We start from the raw sequence: 21814 nt of genomic DNA on the forward strand, positions 1-21814 counted from the left end.
GAATTGGCGAGAACCTGCTCCCGTTGCGAGGCATTGGGATAGAAGCCGGGATCGGTCGTCTCGAAACGTGTCCACTCTCTGCCGTTCAATATGCTGTTGTCGTCCGTCGGCGGGTAGTAATCGCACAGGGCGATACTCCCTTGCTCGCGACGGGCGATACCACCGTTGCGTGTAGTAGTTTCCCGCTGTCTTGTCCAGATAATCTGTCATCCACGAGGTAAGGGTCGTAGTTGCTGAAATCGAACAGTCCCGCCACGTTGTCCTCTCCGCCCATATCAATCAGCAGACCTCCGAGGTCATGTTCCGCCTCGAAGAGCGCACCGTAATGGTCATACAGGTCGATGACCTTGCTGACCTGCCGCCCATCAGATCATGGAAAGAACTGGTCTGCAGCAGGACGTCACCGATATTTCCGATACCAGCCGAGGCGAGACCGACACCCATGTTGTAGAGGTTGTCGATGTCGTGTTGCAGGTTCTCTTTCGTAAAGTTACCCGGCACGCTGGCGAGATCGTCCAACATACGTTGCCAGTCGATGTCGCCCACTTCCGAGAGTTTCAGCAGAGGGGCGATGTTTCGGTTGATTTCCAGAAACACGATGTCCGAAAAGCCCAGCGTGCTGTTCGTCACCACACTCTCGAACTGCATACACAGACTTTTCGTCTCGTCGCAGATTTTCATCAGGTAGCTGCCCCAGTAGATAGCCGTTTGAGGCGAGCGGAGCATCAGTTTCGCCACCACCCATATCTTCGGCATGATTTTCTCCGAGACCATGCGGTAATGCGGCGGTAGTAGTAATTTTCTGTACTGCTATTCCAGATACCGAGGTCGGAAAAGGCTTTATGCTCCAAGAACTTGGAGGCAAAAATCCCCGCCGTAGCCACTTCCGCCGCATTGTAGTGCTTGAGATGTCATCGACCTGCTCCCGGTAATAGCTTTCCGCCACGGCTTCCGTACCGAAAGCGGTAGCCATTGCCGCCACCGTGCGTGCGTCGTAGTTCACGCTGTAATACTGCGCGTGGACCTGCTGCACAACGGCGAGCGACAGGAGTATAAGGATAAGTGACAGCCGTTTCATCATGGATTCCTCTCCGGTTAAAACAGATATCCGTCAACGGTGCGTCATGCCTCTTAGTGCACGTATCAGTCCGTCGGCCTCATATACGGCGGAATTTGCCACCAGACGGTGATGTATGAATACCTCCTTGGCGATCTCGTACCTGCGTTGTTCCCACTTCGCCTCTTCTTCCTCGTCCTGTACGGAATTTTCTATGCCGGCGTATTCGTCCAGTTCCTTACCGAGCATCCCCAACCGGAGATTGTATCTTTCCAGAACATCCTCTATTTCCTCAATGCTTTTTCTTCCCATGTCGCGTACCCTTACCAAGTCCTTTCCGGCCATTGGCACAAATCCCGGATGGTCTTGATGTCGAACTCACGGAATATCCGCTGGATACGGGCTTCATATTTGCTCCGAACTCAAGTGTCTTTACACTTTGGCTAATGTCTATCTTTTCCATTTTTGTAATTAATGATTTGATTGTTATTGTTTTACATGAAGGTTCAATACCTGCCCGCCTCGTTGACCTTTTGGGCGAACGGCAGGGACTTCCCGATACCGCTGGCGTTCCAGTCCCGGCAGTACGCCTCAATAGCTTCCTGATGACTGCACCGCAGTTCCCGTTTATAGAGTTTCAAGGCTTCTTTCTCCGCCCGCTCCGTGGTGTAGGTCATGTAACATTCTCTTGGTTCTTCTACACCGTACACGCCGCTGGTCGTTCCCGGCGGATGAACACTTCGCGGAAGAAACTGCGCCTTCCTTGTTTTCCAGCCGGTTGATGGTGAATATCTTCTTGCAGTCCACGTCAGTAAGGCCGAGGATAGCCTTGATTTTCATCGAACGCTCACGGAACTTGCTCTGGTCGAGCAGCATCACACGTCCGAGTTGTTGATGATGGCTTCCTTGACGATAGGGCTGCCGATGATGTCCTGTATCTCCTGTGTCACCACGCCGACCGAAGCCAGACTTACGGGCCGTCTTGTACATAAACTTGATGTATTCGGCCATGAGCGGGCTGGCAATCGCCTTCCACGCTTCCTCTATGACCAGGACTTTGCGGTTCTTCTTGATACGCATCTTCTGTAAGAATACGTCCATGATAATCAGCGTGACAAGAGGGAACAGGAGAGGATCATCTTTTATACTGTCGATTTCGAAGACGATGAACGTCTCATCAAACAGTGAACTGTCCATGTTCTCGTTCAGCGTCTTTTCATGATTGCCTCCCCGGTAGAAGTCCTTCATCATGTAACGGTACGTCGAGATGTCGATGCCCGAAATGTGGTTCTCGTACAGATGTCGGGGATGCGCTGCACGGAAAACTCATAGAACGAGTTGAACGACAGCTCTTCCACTTTTAGCTCCTTACGGCGGCGTTCCATCTCGTCGATCATGCGCTCGATACGCCCGGCCCGCTCTCCTTCGTCCTCGTCCGCTTCTCGGTACGGTTACGGTCGTCGATGAGCAGCCCTTACGCAAATCCTCCCGTTGCAGGGGCGTGAAGCCGTCGAAACCGTTGAAATAGGTGTCGTAATACTCCGTGATGACCTGTTCTATCAGGCGGTCCTCCGTCTTCGTGACCGTACCCTGCGAGCCTTTCCAGATGAGCAGTACGAGGTTTTTCAGGAAGCCCGTTTTCTCCACATTCATTTCAACCCGGTTGATGCGGAACGGGTTCATGGTAATCGGTCTTTCCTCGGTATAGGAAATGTACTTGCCGCCGAGGTATTCGCAAAGGCCCTCGTAGCTGTTACCCGTATCGACCATCACCACGTCTGTGCCCTGCTCGTACAACTGGCGCACGACAGAGTTCATGTGGAAGCTCTTGCCGCTGCCGAAGGCCCTAAACAAAAGAAATTCGAGTTGTCCGTCAGTTTGTTTTTCCCTTCCTTTCCCGTGATGTCGATAGCTACCGGCACGCCTTGGCGGTCCGTGTAGTAAATTTTCAGCGGTGTTTCTTCGCTGTGCTGTATGTGCTCCTTATACATCAGGCACACCGCCGCGTCACCCAGCGTCAGGAAGCGGTCATAGTCCTCGTTCATGCCGTAGCAGTTACCCGGAAACGAGTTTACGAACAGTTCCAGCTGGTTGTACGCCCTTTTGGAAATATGGATACCCATACGTCCGAAAGCATTCTCCAAATGGTTCGTGCATTTTTGCAGGTCCGTACCAGTCGGTACGGCGACAATCAGGTTGAAATGAGTGTACACGAGCTGCTTGCTTTCCCGCGCGATGACCTCCTGTACCCGCTTGATGTCCTCCACGGCCATCTGGTTGCTCGGATTGGGAATACTGGCGTGCCGGTTCTTCTTTTTGTCCAGCAGGGCCAGTTCCCTTTTCTGATTGGGCAGGAAGACAATCTGGTTATAGATGACAGCCTCCGCACTCGGAATGCTGTCAATGGCAGCCAGCAGGTCCACGGGCATATCCGTGTTATTGACCTCTATATTGGTATAAGGTCTTATCAGTGAAGGCAGTGCGGCGCAGTCCACATCGACAAGACTATATACCTTGCAGCGTTTGTCGCCCATCGAGACTGTCTCGTCGTCTGCCTTGAAGTTGGTCATCGACACGATCCGGTCCTTGAAGTTCATGGCGAAATAGCGGTCCACGTATTCGCTCGCCTCGGCTTTGTTCAGGAACTTGGCCTGTACCCCGGCATCGTGCAGCTGGTCATGCACTTTGCGGATCTTGACCAGAAAATCGCGCCACTTCTTGTTGTCGAACGAGAACAGTCGGCTCTTCTTCGCCTCCTGTGTGATAGTCAGGTAACACACGCTGTCCGTGTAGTTGCGCCCCTTGAAGTAACGGAAGTAGGCCGACGAGAGGAACTCGTGTTTGTCGCCCGTCTCGTTCTCGAACTGTTTCCTGACGAAGATGTCCTGTTTGTGCAGGGCATATCCTTCGCCGAGCGTCTGTGCGAGGGCGGTGAAAAGGTGCGTGAACTCATAGTAGCTGTCAATGTTCGCGCAGTATTTTTGCACGGGGTTCTCTATTTTCAGGATAGCAGAATATTCGCCCGTCTTGGTATAGAGCACGCCCACGCCGTTCGTCTCTTCCACGGAAAAATAGATGTCCTGAAAGATACGCTTGCGCTTGCCTCCGGTACCGAACGCATAGACCGACAGGGCCATGCCGGCACACAAGGCGATAAAAAGTAGAATGATGTACAAAGTCATCTTAAAATACGATAAAAAAGGCCGGGCCGCCCGGATTTCAGGCGGCCGGCCCGCGTTCAACATTCAACAAGACCACACGTTGCCCGTGATGGTTTTTCTTTTCTTCTCACAGCTTCTTCGAGTGGGCGTAGATATACACCCCGCGCCCGTCTTTCTTGGTATGCAGCCCTTTCCGCTGTTTGAGCATGATAAGGGCGATACCCGTCGAGACGACCGCAACCAGCACGACCAGTCCGACCACGAACCCTGCGAGACAGTAGGCGATGATAAAGCCGACGATGGCTCCGCCGGCAACGCCTGCCGCCCAGTAGGTATAGCGTCCCTGGATGCCCATGAACTCCAAAGGCCGTTGAAGACCTTTGAACAGCGGGTAGTCAGGGTAACGTTCGTCCTTGCCTTTCATCGTGCGGAAGGTTTATGCGCCGATACCGAAGAACATCGGAAGTGCTTGTGCGGCAGCGATTAAGAAAATACATGCGCCCACGACCATCATGATTTTCTTCTTCACGTCCTGTTCCTCGTTGTGTGGGCTAAGCACCCAGCGCCATACCCACCTTGCGGTGGGCGGTTTCCGAGTACTCGCCCCAAACCGTACTTACATGTCTCCATGTATACGGCTTTCCATTAGTAACATTACTCTTTACCATAGTTCTGAATCATAGAGTTGCAGTCCTCACAGACAACCAGTGTCTTGCGATGTCTTTTGAGCATCAGTTTCTCCCACTCATTATTGCCTTTCAGCTTGGTGAGAGTCCTCACATGATGCATGACTACTTTTCCTTCCTTACCACATAGTTCACATCTGCCATCCTTCAACCTTTCCACAAGGCTCGGATATGGCACGTACATGGTCTGTGGCAGTTTGTCATAGTCAACATCGAACTGAGCATTTCTCTTTTTGAAACCCTCATTGTAGAAGACTCTGTATTTCTGCTTTCCCTTGGCATCGTTGTACGGAATGACAAAGTCCTTGTCCTTCTGATACTTCTGGCGAACTTTCCTTGCGGAAGTGTTCAGTTTCCAGCCAAGTGTCTTGAACATACTCATCTTCATAATGAAGGCGAAAGATGCACATTCTTTGGACACGTTTGCAGCAAGTGAATAGTAGTTGTAAAGTCCTCTGGTTTCCGCATTGTATTGGGCAAGAATATCTTCGGGCTTCATTGGAGTCATATATCTGCGAGGCTTTGACCACCAAATGTCTTTGCCATCAATGTTTCTGACCTCCAACGCGTTGTACTCAGTGAGCTTCTTTTGTATCACAGCCGAGTTAAGGGTTAACACCACTGCGCCGTTGAAGTCTCTTTTGAGAACTCCGTCCTTATTCCTTTTCACTGCGTCTGACTTTCTGATGAAGATTTCATATCCAAGGAATTTCGCCTTGTCTTGTGCGTGTGTTATCAAAGTTTTCTCATCAGACAATTCAAGTTTGAGTTGTTCTCTCATGAATTGGGTGATGTCCGCTTTGATGGTCTCGCATTCAGACTTGCTTCCGATAACCGATATAAGGAAATCGTCCGCATACCTTACATACTGCATTCTTCTAAAGTCCGCATCCATTGCATCCTTGTGAGGAGTGGACAGCATCTGTTTGCTCAGTTGGGCAATTTCATACAGATAGCTTTTCCGTATCTGCTCATCGGATGTTTTCTGCAACTTCTTTTTCAGCCAGTTCTTCTTATTGTTCAAACGCCAGTATTCGGGATTGATGCTGCGTCTGTCACCTTTGCGGAATTTGGCTGCGTACTCCTTGATGTACTTGTCGAACTTGTCAAGGTAGATGTTAGCCAGCATGGGGCTGATTATTCCACCTTGCGGAGTTCCTGAGTACGTCTTGTTGTACTTCCAGTCCTCCACATACCCTGCATTGAGGAATTTACGGATAAGTCTGAGGAAGCGTTCATCTGATATGCGTTCACGAAGAATGCTAATCAGTACGTTGTGGTCTATGTTGTCAAAGAAGCCTTTGATGTCTCCCTCGATAAACCACTTTGCTCCCGCAAAAGACTTCTGTATCATACCCAATGCCGTGTGGCAGCTTCGATGCGGTCGGAAACCATGTGAAGTGCCTTCAAAATGACCTTCATAAATAGCTTCAAGCAGCAGTCTAACTACCTCCTGCACCAATTTGTCCTCGAATGAGGGAATACCGAGCGGACGTTTCTTGCCGTTCTTCTTCGGTATGTACACTCTGCGTGCAGGGTGGGGTTGGTAACTTTCGTCCTTTAAGGACACAATCAATCTTTCAATCCTTTCAAGACTCATCTCATCGATGGTCTTGCCGTCAGTTCCGGGTGTCATGTTGCCTTGCTTCGCATAGATGCGTTGGTAGGCTACAGCGAACATCTCTTCACTGAACAGATACCGATACAGTCGCTCGTATTTATAATCCGAACTTTGACTGTGGTCACTTAGAGCTTTTAATACTCTTTCTGATTTTTCCATACGTCTTACACGTTTTCAAAATTTGTATTAAAACATTACTAACTGTTCCCCTTCGCCATGTACAAGGCATTACCTTGCTCGGACTACTATGGGAACTCCGTTACCATATTGGATATTCAGAGCCAAAGCCCATAGCCACTTTCATGGCTTTCCAACTTAGGTAATCTCCGTTTAGCTGTATGATAACTATTAGCACGACAGATTGTCGGATACGACTTCCGCCCTTTTCTCCGCTTACTGCGGTTGCGTTGTGGCTGGTTCTTTGCTATAACACCAATGACGTTGTCTTAGTGCCACAATGCGACGTTTGTAAAAGCCTTCCGTCGCAGCTACATCTTTTGCCGCTGGGCTATCGTTCAATCAGTATGGACTTTATCCTCATATCTGTCTTTCTCCCTCGCAATTCAGTCGCAGTCTGGCTTTTGACTGACTTATTGCTTTCCCAAAGTGCTATTTTCACCTTTAGGTTTCCCCTCGGGCTTATTTGGGTGGAAGTAGATCACTTGAACCCTGACCTATCCTCTTGCTAAAGAGGAATTTATCATGCAACCATTACGGACGCACTCATGGCGATGTACACCGAGATAGCGCCTACGATAGCCACAACACCGGCAATGGCGTAACACAGTTTGACCATGATGGGAACGTACTTGGCGATTTCCTCCGTCACGGTAGCCAGTGCAGTCGTACCGGCGGAATAATCGCCTGCGGAGTTCTGGGCCATGACGGCCGTCGTGCCACACAGCAACATCAGTGTGAGCATCTGTACTTTTTTAGCAGAAAACATTTTTTTCATTTGTCTTTTTGTTTTTTGAAACATGATTATTTATTTTAGGGTAAGTATTGCAGTTCTTTCGAATCGTTATGGCGGTACTTGATTCCTGCCTCCCGTTTCTATATGCGATAGCCGAAAAAGGCAGGAAAGACGAGGAACGCACCGATCAGGAACAGGCACGCGCCCACAAGCGTTACGACGGACTTGGTAATGCCGTCCTCGCCCGTGTTCATCTTTACGTAAATCTGGAATCCGGACACAATCACACAAATCCCGGCGATGGCACAACAGAGAGCTTGGACGTAAAACATCATTGTTACCACGTAGTCGTGCATCGTCGCCAGCGCATCCGCACCCCAACTGTAATTCACGCTGCCGCTTTTCGCCAGAGCTGAACAGGGGATGATGGAACAAAGCGCACATAGTATCTTTTTCGTTTTCGACATCTTACAGCTTATCTTTGACCGGTCTCCATTTCAGGCAGGGACGGTTGTCCAAGCGTCCTTTGGAAATCAACGCCTTATACATCTCTTCGTCGGTAAAGCCGTCGGACAGGTAGGGAGCGATCTCTTCCATCTGCGCCTCCGCCTTGGCCTTCAGCCTTTCAAGCCGCTCTTTCGCGGCTGCCTCCTTTTTCCCTGTATCGCCGTCTTGTACCGCAGGCGGGGCAGCTACGGCTTCCGTGTCGCATGTCTCATTTCCGATACTAAACCCGGTCTCGTTCTCCGAAACCTCGACACTCTCTTCCGTGGCATCCATCGGACCGAGGTCGAAAACTTCTTCGTCAGTCTTCTCCGTTCCCTTCTTTCCATACAGGTCACGGGTAATATTGACCGCGTAATAGACGATGTACAGCACCGTCAGTACAAGGGCGAATATAAAGTATGAACTCATCTGTTTTAAGTATGAAATTAAACTTTAATTGAACTTTGAAAGTACAAAAGCAAAGAAAAGTATTATATTTGATATAATGAAAACTCTTTATATCAAACAATATTTTATTACGTATAAATAAGTATGAAACATATAAATTGAACTTTAATTTCATACTTTAAGGCGAATGTACCGGGAAAAACGGGCATAAAAAAAGCCCTCCGGGAGGAGAGCTTTCAAGGGAGGGGTAACGATAATGCCTTACCGTTTCTTTCCGCGCAGGTAATCGTTCAGGTCCTTGTACTCGTGATAACGGAGTGCTTCGTTGTGCACCCGCTTGCCGTACATGCCGGCGATGGTCTCTTCCGTTTTCTGTCCGGCGAGATCATTGTCGAGATAACAGTGTATTTCCTCGTACACCTGCAAGTGTTCCAAAGCCTTTTTCAGGTTGTTCACCGAGTTCATCACGAGGTAATCGCAAGGTGCGCCGATGCAGACCGTATCATCACCCGTCTGTTTCAGCGTCAGGTAAGAGAGAAAATCCATGAAGCCTTCGAACACGCAAACCCGGTTCTGTGCTTCACTATGAGAATGCCTGATGACAGAGATGTCCTTACACCGGATACAGCCCTTATAATAAGGATTGCGAACCTCGTACCCGCCCGCCACGTTACCGAAGGCAAGGGCGAAGTAGCGCCGTTGCCGCAATTCATAATGGACCTCCCGGCAGAACATGCGGCCGATGTCTCCGTCGATTCCACGGGAATGAAGGTACGAGAGCAGCGCATGGTGCTGCAACGGTACGACGAGCACGTCCTTCATGTCGGCTTCGACGGGTCGGGGCGTTGTCCCCGGAATCCGCACCCTTTGTATCGGGATAGCGTTCTCGTGCTTCCCTATATAGGCAAGCACTTCGCTCACGCTGTCCGTCTGGTAAAGGTGTTTGCCCAGTTCCACAAGGTCTCCGCCCGTCGCTGCGCCAAAGTCATACCATTCGTTGAGCCGGTCATTGACCTTGAACGACGGGGTACGCTCATTGCGTAGCGGCGACAAATACCAGTATTGTTTCGATGTTACACTCTGGGGGTGGTAGCCGAGACTGGCAAGATAGTCCACGATACGCAGTTGTTTTGCTTCCGCTATGGTCATGTCATTTTCTTTTCACTTGTTTTCAAAAAACGGTTTACTTTGGTTTTTCTCCTATATATACCCGGACCAAAGTAAACTAAATTATTTTTCACCTTCTGCGTCCTCGCATTCTTCGTCGAAAAGCAAGGCTTCGGTCGGGGTCACATCGTAATAAAAGAGCTTGTCCCGTTTGACGATCAGCTTCAGGTTTTCCGTCAGGTACTGCAGCAGTTTTATCATGACGCTGCGTCCCCGTTTGAACCCGATAGCCTCATAGGAGGCCATGAGAGCCTGCAGTACGTTCTCGAAACCTTTGATGGGCCTGTCCCCGAAAGCGGCGGAAAGCGCCTCCCGGTGCTGCTCGATGGACAAATCCATGAAGCTGCTCCGGGCCTTCGGTCTCACGCTGCCATCAAACGAATAGTTATCCACCATGACCGGCAATCCTTCGTCATCAACGGAAAAAGCAAACGGTTTGAACTCCTTCTCGCGGATATGCAGCGCATGAACTTCACTGATAACGGGATTCTCCGCACTCTTGGTGATGACCAGCACCGTTTCCGCCTTATTGCTCATTTCCGTGCCGATATGCCCGCGCACATTGTTGTCGCCTTTATTCAGGTGCAGCACACAATGGATATGCAGGTCGTATTTCGACGACCATTCCATCATCTTGTTGATAACCTCCACCGATTCGCTGGTGCTGTTGATGTCGAGCATCAGGTCGCGGATGCCGTCAATGATGACCAGCCCGTACCCTTTGTTCTGTCGCAGAGCGTAGTCGATGACCTCAATACGCACGGCCGGCGTGTATTCCCGCAGGCAAATGAAATCGAGATTCTCGTTGTCGGTTGTGGTGGGCAGTCCCGCCAGGCGGAGAATACGTTCCAACACGTTATGGCAATGGAAACGGCTCTGTTCGGTGTCCACGTACAAGATCCTGCGCTTGCCTTCGGGCAGATGCGCCCGGTAGTTCAAAACCTGCCGGCCCGCCAGTGACGCAGCGACAATAGCAGAGACATTAAACGTCTTTTTCGCCTTCGCCTTACCCGTCGAAGCGCTAAAATTGCCGAGCGTCGCTATGGTGGAGTTGTCGATCCATATAATCTGGGGCGGAGTCACGTAGGTGTCCGTGGCCTTTATCTGCGATGCCGTGAGAATATCCGACAGGCGATTCTCGTCCAGTTCCGCCCACGAGTTACGGTCAGTTCTTTTTTCGTTTTCCATAGCGCTTCTGGTTAAAGAACGGTTGGGTTGCGGATACTTCCGTCGCCATACGCATGGCATCGTCCACCGTAGGTTCGTAGTTTTGCAAGAGCCATGCGTCCAGCTCTTCCTTCGCGAAGTAAAGCATCTTGCCGCGAGGTTTGTAGTGCGGGATTTCCTTGTTCGATGTGAGTTTGTACAACATACTTTCGGACACGCCGATATACATGCACGCCTCTTGAAAAGTGAAGACTTTCTTGGTCGTGTAAATGGTATTTTCCAGTAAAGCCACACGCTCCAACAGACCTTCCACCGGTTCCAACTTCTTGAGAACCGCTTCTATGGCGGTCAGCCGTTCGCTTAACCGCTCCATGAATGTTGTTCTGTTTTGCATAAAATACATGTTAAAATTAGACAATGGAGAGTTACCTCCGTTATGCAGCGCGCTAACGGAGGTCAAAGTTATGTGATGTGAACCGGACAGCCGGAAATTCCGGCATGATACTATGCACGTATCACGGCAACTATCACTGTTTTATCTTTCACATACTTGGCTTTTTGGCACTTCGTGTCATATTTTCAGCCGACTGATGGCTTTTCGTATGCCGAGGTTTGCCGATGTAATGTTGTTCCTCGCCGCAGAGAGGGCAGACGAGAGGCTTGAAGCGGTAACATATCTTGTGCCGTCTTTGGACAACAGGAACCGCCCCTTGTCGAGAACCGACTGCCAGTGAGGTAGGATAAAGGTGTTTTCGAGCAACGCATCGAACAGAACCGCCACATGGCGGATATTGTTCACACGTATACAGAAATTCTCCTTGCAGGCAAAAAGCGCTTCCATGTCCTCGATGCGGAGAGTGGAAACGCAAAACAGATGATAAGCGTTGGCGCAAGCCACAATACCTGTCATCTGTTCACGGGAAAAATTGCAACCAAAGGAGAGAGGTGGAGCGTTTCTGGAATCTTCTATACGTGAAGAGTCGAACCATACTCCGGCAATGTCGTACTTTTGTTTCAAGGCCATGCACTCCTCGAAAGAAAATGTTTCTGCGGTAAAGAGGCTTTTGACGAGACTTGTACAATCGAGCAACAGCCCTCTGATGATATGAATGTTCATTTCATGGCAATTCCTGCAAACCGCACTGTTGCAGTCGATGTACCGGTGGCTGTTTATAAAGTCATCCACGTAGCGGCCATATCGTTTGCCGCCTGTCATGACGTCTTGAAGATAAAGCTCCCTTGCTTCGGAGAGCAACTCGTAAAATTCTTCCGCTACATCCTGTTCCGTAGCGAAGTGGTGCAGATGTGGTCTCCCTTCAAAAAAAGAGAGGACCTGTTGTTTTGTCCTTTCATGTCGAATTGTTTTTTATGGGTTTATACTTATTATAATAGTGGCATTACTTCGACCATTTGAAATATCGGAGAAAAGCCGGAAATATTTACCTTAAATTGAATTTGACATGTATGACTACATCAGTCGAATAGGCCGTTAACCAAATTGACTGCTTCGTCTTTTTTCTGGTTGATGATTTTGGCGTACACCTGTGTCATTCTCACGGAGGTATGGCCAAGCAGCTTCGATACGGTATAGAGATCCGCACCGAGCGTCAGCATCATGGTCGCGAATGTATGCCGGGCGGTGTGAAAAGTAAAACGCTTGGTGATTCCGGCCGCTTCGGCCCACGGTCTGAGATACTGATTGATATTTGAAGGCAGGTTGAACACAGGATCGTCTGCAGCCTTGTCCTCACGCTCCGGCATCCATTTCAACGCCTCGTTGGAGAGTGGCAGGTAAATCGGTTCTTTGGTCTTCTGCATAGCTACCGCCAGACGGTATTGGCCGTTATCGACAAAGACATTCTTCCATTTCAGGCCGACAATATCGCTGATACGCAGTCCGCAGAAGCAGGAGAACAGATAGGCATTTTTTACCCTCCCTTCCTGCATCGGAGTGGCAATCAATGCCCGTACCTCTTCGATGGTCATATAGGACCGCACGCTTTCCGGCATTTTGGGCTTCTCCGACTTTTCCATCTCGTTAAACGGATTTCTCAACAACCGTTTAGCCCGAACGGCAGCATTCAGGGCGCCATTGAATATCTGATAATAGGTGTTGCGTGTAGAAGCTGCTATCGGCTTTCCTTTAGGGCGGAAGGTTGTCAGCATGTAGTCGATATAGCCTTGGCAAAAAGCGAGGTCAACCCGATCCAATATAAATCTTTCCCCTGCATATTCTTTCAGGATATGGGTAACGGCTTTGATTTGACCGATGCCCTTCTTGTCGCGTTTCTCTTGGTACTCCAGATAGGTTTGCATCCAGTCCAGCAGATAAATCTTATCCGTATGGTTCACGATACCGGCTTCACCACTGGTCAGCTCGATAATACGTTTCGACTTGATGGCATTTGCGGCAGCCATTGTTATTTCATTTTGCCGACGGGTATTGCTGTCCGTTCCCGGAATAAGATACAGCTTCAGGTACTCGTATGTCCGTTTGCCGTTGCGGTATATATCCAGATACAGACTTTTGCTGCCATCGGACAAATCCTTCATCCGAAGACGGATTGGTTCTTTTACTTTTTTAGGCTTCTTTATTCGTGGCATAATCGTATTCTTTCATTCGTTATTTTTCGTATGCAAATGTACGAATTAAAACTGAAATCAAGAAACAAACAAGAAACAAAAATGTACCCAAAAAGAACCAATTAACAGAAAATAGTGAAAACAACTGAAAGAAATAACTACCCTATAAAGAACTGATATAAAGCATATTTAGTTGTATTTATTTGGATTTTATTTTCATCTTTAATATGCCTGTTTGTTTATTGCAAAAAGTAAAGTTCAAACTAACAATTGCCTATCAACGTATTCTGTCTCGTAAAGACGGAGCGCACTCCAGTCCTTACGAAACAAAAGATATTATTCAATGATCGAGATCCATCCGTAAGTATCCGGCTCGTCGCCATACTGGATGGCACGTAGCTTATGATATAGTTTCTCGCAAACAGGACCCGGTTTGCCATCTTTGGCGATAACAAAAGATTTGTTCTCGTCCAAATCGTCGATTTGCGAGATCGGAGCGATAACCGCGGCGGTACCACACTCGGCAGCCTCGTCGAATGTAGCGATCTCCTCGAAAGGAACCGGACGACGCTCTACCGTCAAGCCCATATCCTCGGCCAATTGCTGCAAGCTCTTGTTCGTGATCGAAGGCAAGATCGAGTGGGATTGCGGAGTGATATAGCTATTGCCACGGATTCCGAAGAAGTTAGCCGGACCGCACTCATCCAGATATTTCTTCTCTTTCGGATCCAGATACAATACGGCGGCGTATCCCTTGGAATGAGCGATCTCGCCGGCTACCAAGCTAGCGGCATAATTACCACCGACCTTGATCGTACCTGTCCCGTTAGGAGCCGCACGGTCGTACTCACGAAGTACGCATACCTTCGAGGGCTGGAATCCACCCTTGAAATACGGACCTACCGGAGTGACAAATATCATAAACATATATTCGGGAGCCGGCTTCACACCCACCTGAGCGCCCAAGCCGATCATCAGCGGACGAATATATAAAGCGGCACCGCTCTCATAAGGAGGAACGAAACGCTCGTTCAATTTCACGACCTTACGTACAGCTTCCTCGAACATCTCTACAGGCAACTCAGCCATCTTGATACCCCGGCTGGAAGATTGCATACGTTTAGCGTTCTCATCCATACGGAATACACGGATCTTACCGTCTTTCCCGCGGAAGGCCTTCAAGCCCTCGAAAGACTCTTGTCCGTAATGCAAGCAAGTAGCGGCCATGTGAATATTGATAATCTCGGATGAAGAAACTTCCAACTCACCCCATTTGCCGTCACGATAGTAGCATCTTACATTGTAGTCTGTCTTGATATAACCAAATCCCAGCTCAGACCAATTTAAATTTTCCATATCTATACAATTTGCTGTAATTAGTTTAAAATTAACAAATTACACTGTTAATAATATCGCTCAAAAGCAAAAACGCCCATAGCCGTCGCTATGGGAGATTTTGTGTACCGCAAATATACGCTAATTTATATATAGTTCGGCCTATAAACTAAAAAAAGCAAGCAGAAGGCTACATTTCGGCCTATAACGAATTATACCAATCTATCACTTGGTCGAACTCATTCTCCAACTCTTGCGCTGGGAAATCAAGGGCGACCGGATAGATCAAACACATCCATAAGGAAGGCGAATCGGACAACTTACGGTAAAAAGAAACCGGTAAATCCGGTAAAGTCTCCGTCGGATCGGTCATCAAGACCTCAAATATCAGTTGATAGGGATGCGAGTAAATCACCCGGTAACGGTGATGGTATTCCGGACCAGTCAAGAATGAGTATCTTGGAATGGGGCGTATATCTTGCTTTCTATCCTCCGGTTCCGTTGTTTCCGGATCGATCTCATCTTCTTCCAATAAATATTCTACTTGGCTATCCTCTGCTCCCGGGAATTCTAAGTCTGGAGTCTCTTCCATGGCCTCGATCTCCCCAAAATCCGGAAGTTCCGAGAAATGTATTCGTTGAAGCCCTGTATCCTCCTCGGAAAAACAGATAATCTCCGGGCTGAAATTCCGGTTCTGCCGAGACCACACCTCATAATCCCCGATAAAATACACCCGCTTCTTCGCCCGGGTAACCGCCACGTTCAGGATATTGCTATTTACCCAACCTATCGCACCAGTTGAAGAAGGTTGGCATCCCAACAGGAAGATAACCTCCTCGGCTTCTTTTCCTTGGAATTTATGGACCGTTCCGCAGTTGGCAGTCTCCCACCCCTTAAATTTACCTTTAAGCCCACTATACTCCTCCGTATTCAAGACGGCTTTAACCGCAGCCTTAATGCCTTTCACAACCGTGGTGAAGGGGGAGATCACATATAATTTCCGGGTATCCTCTTTCTCCCGGTGTTTTCCCATCCACGCCAATATCAAGCGCAAGCATACCTCGCCTTGCTCCGCCACGTAATGATCATTATTCCCTTTAGCGCTAGTACCTTTCTTACCGGGCACATCGATCCATAAGGAATGATCTAGCAACAATTGACTTTTCTCCTCGTCTTTCACCGCATCTTTCATTCCCAGAATCATCGTATCGTCGTACGACACCCGGTTGGAGATGCTAAACATAGGATTGATACAACGACGGTGCACGACCAACGGACAGCCTACCCACGTCTCTCCAATCCAAGACCCATAACGGTTTATCAAATCGGCGAAACCTTGCACGGAATGGGATTTCGAGAGGTAAGAAGACAAGGATACGATACCACATTTCTTTTGATAGAGAGTCATCAACGTCTCATCGGTGGTGACTACCGGTTCCACTTGTTTCGGGTCTCCCACGATGATCGCTTTCTTTGCCCGCCACAAAGCGCCTACCGCACATTGGGGAGCGGCTTGCCCGGCCTCGTCCACGATCAACAATCCCAATTGCTCCCTACCCATGTACTCCAGCATCTTCTGTACGGAAGCGAATGTGGTAGATACCACAGGCACCAAGAAAAACAAGCTATTCAACACATGTGAGAATATCAATTCTTTCTCCTCCGGCATATATTTATTATCCCAAAAGGCCAACAGCGAATAAAGGTTGCAACGCCATTTGTAGGAATTGATCACAAAAGAGCCATGCAGGACCAAAGCTTGATAAAATAGATCTTCCCTTGCTTTGTCGAATTCAGCGTTCTTCAAAGGATTCGAGGACTGCATCTTCTCGTCCGCCATCCTAAATACCTCTTCGTTACAAGAGACCGACCGCCGCAATCGCTCCACTATTCGATATTGCTTCAAGAACTCTTGTTGAGCGATATCGAAAGAAGGGAAACGGTTCTTAAACTCCCGCATAACCTTCTCATTGTCTCTTTTAGGACTCATCTTGGAAACAAACGGCCTTAATACCATTTCGCTGAAAGAACGGATATTATCCCCTTTTCCTAAACGGGCGGATATCAATCCCCAGGCCTGTTTCGTATGTTTTCCCGGATCGGTATTTCCATTGAGCATATTGGAAGCCAAATCTCCGAAAAATAAATCTTTACCCTCACTAAAGACTAGAGAGTGCCCGGCTTTTGACATGGCTTCAGCGGTAGGTAGTTTACTCGTCTCGGGTAACTCGAAGGTGATATTCTCTACAGCCGTATTATTACAGGATGTCACAAGAATTCCATAATCGGCCAATCCCCGTCCCGTCTGCAAACCAAATGTCTTCTGACTTTTACCTGCCTCCAAAGACTTCACTAAAAGCGGAGTCTCTGTAAAGGCATCATCCGGCTGATTCAAATCCGCTAATAACCGGGCACGCCGTACCACGTACTCGGCGATAATATCTTTCAGCAATGTTGTCTTACCCGTTCCCGGAGGGCCATTCACGGAGAAAATGCCACAGCCTCCCGCATTTTCTTCGGCCAACGCTATATTAATAGCCATCTGTTGCATCAACGCCGGGCTGAACTCAGAAGGCCAACGGCCCAGCGGATATCTTTCCGGACCTAACCATTTCCTATAATTCTCTATTGAGCATATACTTTGACGATTCCCTCCACTCATCAAAGGAGCATTTATATAGTTCACCAGTAAACGATTGGGCCTTTTATCCAGCAGACTTTTACGAACCCTGCTTAAATCTTTCGCATAGAAGCTTATGCTTAAGTCCGTATCATCCGATTTTAGCGCACGGGCACAAACCCGCTCCAAATCATTCCTTCTAAATCCATCATTTACGGTAAATAGACTCCGGATCCGCAGTCGATCTAGCAACTCTACCGTCTTCTGCCGCAAAAGAGAGAAGAACTCTATCCCTTCCTCATCCTCAATTGTCATAAAGAAGTCGTTTCCATCCTCCAGTAGTTCCTCCAACCACTCCTCATCAACCTCCCGGTCATGAATTAAGCAGCTGATCGCCCAGATATAAGGCGAAAGTTGGAACGAGCCTTCTATGTACTCTCCGGACGGGGATAAATCAATCGTATAGAGCACGCTTACAGATTTATTCTTCTCCAACAGCTTACGAAAACGCTCATTATCCTTATCCGCCGGAATCAAACGATATAGCTCGGACAAAAGATCATATTTAGGAACACCTCCCACATACAGACGGAAGCTATCCGCATCCCTGTATGGAGCATATATGAAATACTTCAACTCATCCTCCGATCTCACATATCTTACCCGTACCTCATCCTCCGGTAAACCAGATTTAGAAGCCTGAGGGAATGACAGCTCTTGAAAATATTCCAACACTTCCCAGTAAGCCAGAATACTAGTTGTTGTATCATGGGTACGATTCGAGACAAAGCCCAATAGCGTTTTTAAGTAAGTTAAGTCCATGCTTTAAAAAACCTTAGTTTACACGAAAGCGCTCAGTTAGCCGCTTTGTTAGATTAATGATCGTAAATGTAAGCTATTTCGAAGTATATTTGCTACATTCGCGTCAAAAATAATTAAAATATGAAAGTCATTGATCTGATAAGGAATAGTAAGAGTACCGCTTTTTCTTTCGAGATATTACCGCCGCTGAAAGGTAACAGTATCCAGAAGGTATATAATGTGATTGACAAGTTGAAGGAATTCGACCCTAAATACATAAATATCACCTCCCATCATAGCGAGTTCGTCTATAAAACCTTACCAGACGGAAGTTTCCAGAAAGTAAACATCCGTAAACGTCCGGGCTCCGTAGCGATCGCTTCGGCTATCCAGAATAAATACGGTATTCCTGCCGTACCCCATATTATATGTAAAGGCTTTACGAAAGACGAGACGGAATACGCTTTGATCGATTTGAACTTCCTTGGCGTAAACAACCTCTTAATATTAAGGGGAGATATAAAGACCTTAGAGGCCTCCCAGCAAAAACCGGAGTTATATCACGACCACGCAACTGATTTACAACAGCAGGTAAATCATTTCAACGAAGGTATTGCGTTAGACGGTTCCAAGATAGACGGTATAGAGACTCCCTTCTCGTACGGCATGGCTTGCTATCCGGAGAAACACGAGGAAGCACCCAATATGGAATCCGATATCTATTACTTAAAGGAGAAAGTAAAAAATGGCGCTGAATATCTGGTAACCCAGATGTTTTTCGATAATGACAAGTACTATGCGTTCGTGGATCGTTGCCGTGCGGAAGGTATCACGGTTCCCATCATCCCCGGTATCAAACCGATCGTTTTCAAGAACCAATTAACGGTTCTTCCGAAGATATTCCGTGCGGATATCCCAGAGCCTTTCGCGACAGAATTACGTAAATGTAAAGATGATGCGGAAGCGAAAGAGGTGGGTGTGGAATGGTGTATACAGCAGTGCAAGGATCTGATCGCTCATGGCGTACCGAGCTTACATTTCTACACAATGATGGCCTCGGATAGCGTTTACAAAATAGCAAAAGAAATTTATTGAGATACAATAGGGGTTTTTCCACGCTGAGTTGTCTAATAGAAGTACACGATTGAACAATCATGTACTAAGTATGGTTATTTTTAAAATTCTAAGGTAATGAAATACATATTCTTTATTGGACTTGACTTGTTATTGTATCCGTTTTTAGTTTTACTCTATATATGTCAATTGATATTTACAAAACCCCGCACCTTTTGATATCTGAATACTTTTCCGTAACTTCGTTCCTTATTCTATAGAAAAGGAAATATCTCATGTATTTTAAAGATATCATCGGGCAAGAGGAAGTAAAGGAACGGTTGAGGCAATCGACTCGGACAGGGATCGTACCCCATGCGCAGTTATTCACGGAGCAAGGGGGGGCCGGGGCGTTTCCGCTGGCTTTGGCTTACGCCCGTTATCTGAATTGTACGAACCGGACGGAGACGGACGCTTGCGGACGTTGCCCGTCATGCCTTAAATATGACGAATTGGCACATCCCGATTTGCATTTCGTATTCCCGATCGTAGCCAAGAAAGAGAAAAAGAAAGAGGTCTGCGATGATTATCTCAGTGAATGGCGTGGGTTCCTCAAAGAACATCCCTATTTCAATATGGATGAATGGCTGGATTATATCGAGGCCGGAAACTCACAAGCGATCATCTATTCCAAGGAAAGCGATGAGATTATCCATAAACTGAGCCTAAAGATTTATGAGGCGGAATATCGTATCCTGATGGTTTGGTTGCCGGAGAAACTACATCCTACTTGCGCCAACAAGCTTTTGAAAATCATAGAGGAGCCTCCTATGAAAACGGTTATCCTTATGGTATCCGAGACACCGGACCTTATCCTCGGGACCATCCAATCCCGTGCGCAACGCATCCACATCCGTCCCATTGAGACCGATGCGATCATGAATGCCATGGTATCCCGTTTCGGGCTTTCGCCCGACGACGCTAAACACGTCGCTCACCTCTCCTCCGGAAGTTTTATCAAGGCGATGGAGGCGATTAGCTTGGGCGAGGAAAATAAATTCTTTCTGGAGCAATTCAAGGCCATGATGCGAAACTCATGGGCACGAAACGTAAAAGGCATGAAAGCGATGGCGGACGTCATGGCAGGGATCGGACGGGAACGACAAAAAAACTTCCTCTCCTATTGTCAGCATTTGATCCGGGAGAACTTCATGTACCGGTTCCAATCGCCGGAACTTAATTATATGAATCTGGACGAGGCTAGCTTCTCCGTTAAGTTCTCCCCTTTCGTCAACGAGCGAAACGTGATCGATTTGATGGAAGAATTGGCGAAAGCGGAACGCCATATCACACAGAACGTGAATGCCAAGATGGTCTTTTTTGATTTATCCTTACGAATTACCGTACTAATCAAAAGATAAGTCTTCAGATTTTCTTGTTACGCCAATTTCCTTTCCATAGATAGAAGAAAGAAGAAAGGATCATGATATTATATACATACTCCGTAGTCCAGCAAACCGCCACGTCCGCACGCAACCATACGGCGACATACAATATATATAATACGTACACGAATATGCTAGCCATATCGATTTCCAGCGCACGGCGGGTATTGCCTGTCCCCGATACGCTAAAGAAATAAATAAAACCGGGAACGGCGAAAAGATAAGAGGACAGCATCACCCACAGCGAGGGGATCGAGCTAGCGATCAGATCCGGGTTATCCGTATAAATACGCAATACGGTAGACGGGAACATAGCGATCAAGATACCGATCGGTAGCACGAACGCATAGCATAGCCCGATCATCCTCCGGCAAAGCGGAAGCACCCGGTCCGACTCCCCGGCGCCGATCAAGTTACTTACCAGCGAGCTGTTCGTGGAGGCGAAAGCATTCACGAACATAAACAGGAACGAGGAGATGCTACGTACCACATTCGTAATCGCCAACGGCCGCTCGCCCAGATGCTCCATAGCGATGAAGAAGATAAACCATCCCCCAAAAGCGATCCCATGCTGGATCATCACCCAGATAGAGACACTCAGTATTTGTCCCAGCATCCTAAAATCCACTCTCGTAAAACGGAACAGACCATATTTTTTATAATCTATCTTCTTCCAAGTATAAATCACGAAGAACAATACGGAAACAGCTTCCGAGATCGAGGAAGCGATAGCGGCACCCGCTATCCCCAAAGCGGGGAACCCGAACTTACCGAATATCAAGATATAGTTCAAGACCACGTTGGTAAGCACCATCACCACCGAATTGGCCGTCAAGATCTTCGTATTCGTCGTACTCACGTAAAACGCACGGAACATCACCGCTATAAAAGAGAAGAAGAACCCGTACACCCGCCAGTCCAGATAGCTCATCGTCGCCCGATACACCTCTTCTGAGCCGATCATCCGGTGGAGCAGATAGGGCGTAAGCAGATTAGAGGCCGTAAACAACACCGCCGCCAGCAGAAAAAGGAATAGCCCGCCTTGCGTGAAAACCTCGCCGATCCGCTTATACTCCCCCTCACCATTACGACGTGCCATCAGCACCTGAGCTCCTACACTGAAACCAAAGCCCAGCATATAAATCACGAGATAATAGACTCCTGCCAAGGCGGAGGCACCTAGCTCAACCTCGCCGACACGTCCCAGATAAGCGGTGTCCGTCAATCCGATCATATGCTCCATGAGCAAGCTGATTAATACCGGATACGTGATCTTTAGAATTTGTTTGTTCGTATATCGCATGATGAATC

Annotated in this window: 15 protein-coding genes and 5 pseudogenes; 3 read left to right on the forward strand and 17 right to left on the reverse strand. The window is 48.0% G+C overall.

The window, feature by feature from the left end:
• The 13 genes and pseudogenes from CI959_RS00005 to CI959_RS00065 form a co-directional block, all read right to left on the reverse strand.
• Window positions 1-1078 (reverse strand): annotated as a pseudogene (locus CI959_RS00005) (hypothetical protein); the annotation flags it as partial.
• Window positions 1079-1111: 33 nt separating this feature from the next.
• Window positions 1112-1520 (reverse strand): annotated as a pseudogene (locus CI959_RS22035) (DNA-directed RNA polymerase subunit alpha C-terminal domain-containing protein).
• A gap of 43 nt (window positions 1521-1563) precedes the next feature.
• Window positions 1564-4239: pseudogene (locus CI959_RS00015) on the reverse strand (DUF87 domain-containing protein).
• A gap of 106 nt (window positions 4240-4345) precedes the next feature.
• Window positions 4346-4642 carry a DUF4133 domain-containing protein gene (locus CI959_RS00020; protein WP_032541330.1) on the reverse strand — a complete coding sequence of 99 codons (297 nt, stop codon included), beginning with the start codon at window positions 4640-4642 and terminating at the stop codon, window positions 4346-4348.
• A gap of 12 nt (window positions 4643-4654) precedes the next feature.
• Window positions 4655-4848 (reverse strand): annotated as a pseudogene (locus CI959_RS22040) (DUF4134 family protein).
• Between the two features lie 24 nt (window positions 4849-4872).
• Window positions 4873-6684: a reverse transcriptase/maturase family protein gene (locus CI959_RS00030; protein WP_004289323.1), complete on the reverse strand. Its 1812-nt coding sequence runs from the start codon at window positions 6682-6684 to the stop codon at window positions 4873-4875.
• 562 nt (window positions 6685-7246) lie between these two features.
• Window positions 7247-7504 (reverse strand): annotated as a pseudogene (locus CI959_RS00035) (DUF4134 family protein); the annotation flags it as partial.
• Between the two features lie 74 nt (window positions 7505-7578).
• Window positions 7579-7905, reverse strand: a complete 327-nt coding sequence (locus CI959_RS00040) for a DUF4134 domain-containing protein (protein WP_004289321.1) — start codon at window positions 7903-7905, stop codon at window positions 7579-7581.
• Between the two features lies 1 nt (window position 7906).
• Window positions 7907-8353, reverse strand: a complete 447-nt coding sequence (locus CI959_RS00045; protein WP_004289320.1) for a hypothetical protein — start codon at window positions 8351-8353, stop codon at window positions 7907-7909.
• A 240-nt stretch (window positions 8354-8593) separates the two neighbouring features.
• Window positions 8594-9481, reverse strand: coding sequence for a toprim domain-containing protein (locus CI959_RS00050; RefSeq protein ID WP_004289318.1), 888 nt, complete (start codon window positions 9479-9481; stop codon window positions 8594-8596).
• Between the two features lie 81 nt (window positions 9482-9562).
• Complete coding sequence (locus CI959_RS00055; RefSeq protein WP_004289317.1) at window positions 9563-10687, reverse strand: AAA family ATPase; 1125 nt, start codon at window positions 10685-10687, stop codon at window positions 9563-9565.
• A complete protein-coding gene (locus tag CI959_RS00060; RefSeq protein ID WP_004294465.1) occupies window positions 10665-11039 on the reverse strand; it encodes a helix-turn-helix domain-containing protein in 375 nt (124 codons plus the stop codon). The genes CI959_RS00055 and CI959_RS00060 overlap by 23 nt, the downstream gene beginning before the upstream one ends.
• 198 nt (window positions 11040-11237) lie before the next feature.
• Window positions 11238-11882, reverse strand: a complete 645-nt coding sequence (locus CI959_RS00065; RefSeq protein ID WP_007478951.1) for a hypothetical protein — start codon at window positions 11880-11882, stop codon at window positions 11238-11240.
• Here CI959_RS00065 and CI959_RS21670 point away from each other — a divergent pair.
• The gene (locus tag CI959_RS21670) at window positions 11787-12080 is read left to right on the forward strand and encodes a hypothetical protein (RefSeq protein WP_224200298.1); all 294 of its coding nucleotides are present in this window, start codon (window positions 11787-11789) and stop codon (window positions 12078-12080) included. The genes CI959_RS00065 and CI959_RS21670 overlap by 96 nt on opposite strands.
• Before the next feature lie 59 nt (window positions 12081-12139).
• On the opposite strand, the gene CI959_RS00075 is transcribed toward CI959_RS21670, so the two are convergent.
• From CI959_RS00075 to CI959_RS00085, 3 genes are all read right to left on the reverse strand, one after another.
• Window positions 12140-13270 (reverse strand): site-specific integrase, encoded by a 1131-nt coding sequence (locus tag CI959_RS00075; protein WP_004289313.1) that lies wholly within the window; start codon window positions 13268-13270, stop codon window positions 12140-12142.
• Window positions 13271-13585: 315 nt separating this feature from the next.
• Window positions 13586-14605 (reverse strand): branched-chain amino acid aminotransferase, encoded by a 1020-nt coding sequence (locus tag CI959_RS00080; RefSeq protein WP_005858291.1) that lies wholly within the window; start codon window positions 14603-14605, stop codon window positions 13586-13588.
• A gap of 181 nt (window positions 14606-14786) precedes the next feature.
• Entirely contained in the window at window positions 14787-18026 is a 3240-nt protein-coding gene (locus CI959_RS00085; RefSeq protein ID WP_005858293.1) for an AAA domain-containing protein, read from the reverse strand.
• 120 nt (window positions 18027-18146) lie between these two features.
• On the opposite strand from CI959_RS00085, the gene metF reads away from it, so the two are divergent.
• Window positions 18147-19100, forward strand: coding sequence for a methylenetetrahydrofolate reductase [NAD(P)H] (gene metF, locus CI959_RS00090; RefSeq protein WP_005858295.1), 954 nt, complete (start codon window positions 18147-18149; stop codon window positions 19098-19100).
• A gap of 254 nt (window positions 19101-19354) precedes the next feature.
• Window positions 19355-20479: a DNA polymerase III subunit delta gene (locus CI959_RS00095; RefSeq protein ID WP_005858299.1), complete on the forward strand. Its 1125-nt coding sequence runs from the start codon at window positions 19355-19357 to the stop codon at window positions 20477-20479.
• 4 nt (window positions 20480-20483) lie between these two features.
• Here CI959_RS00095 and CI959_RS00100 read toward each other — a convergent pair whose 3' ends face one another.
• A complete protein-coding gene (locus tag CI959_RS00100) occupies window positions 20484-21806 on the reverse strand; it encodes an MATE family efflux transporter (protein ID WP_005858302.1) in 1323 nt (440 codons plus the stop codon).
• Window positions 21807-21814 lie beyond the last annotated feature (8 nt).

Origin of the sequence: Parabacteroides sp. AT13, from assembly GCF_002272965.1 — a bacterium.
Taxonomy (GTDB): Bacteria; Bacteroidota; Bacteroidia; order Bacteroidales; family Tannerellaceae; genus Parabacteroides; species Parabacteroides distasonis.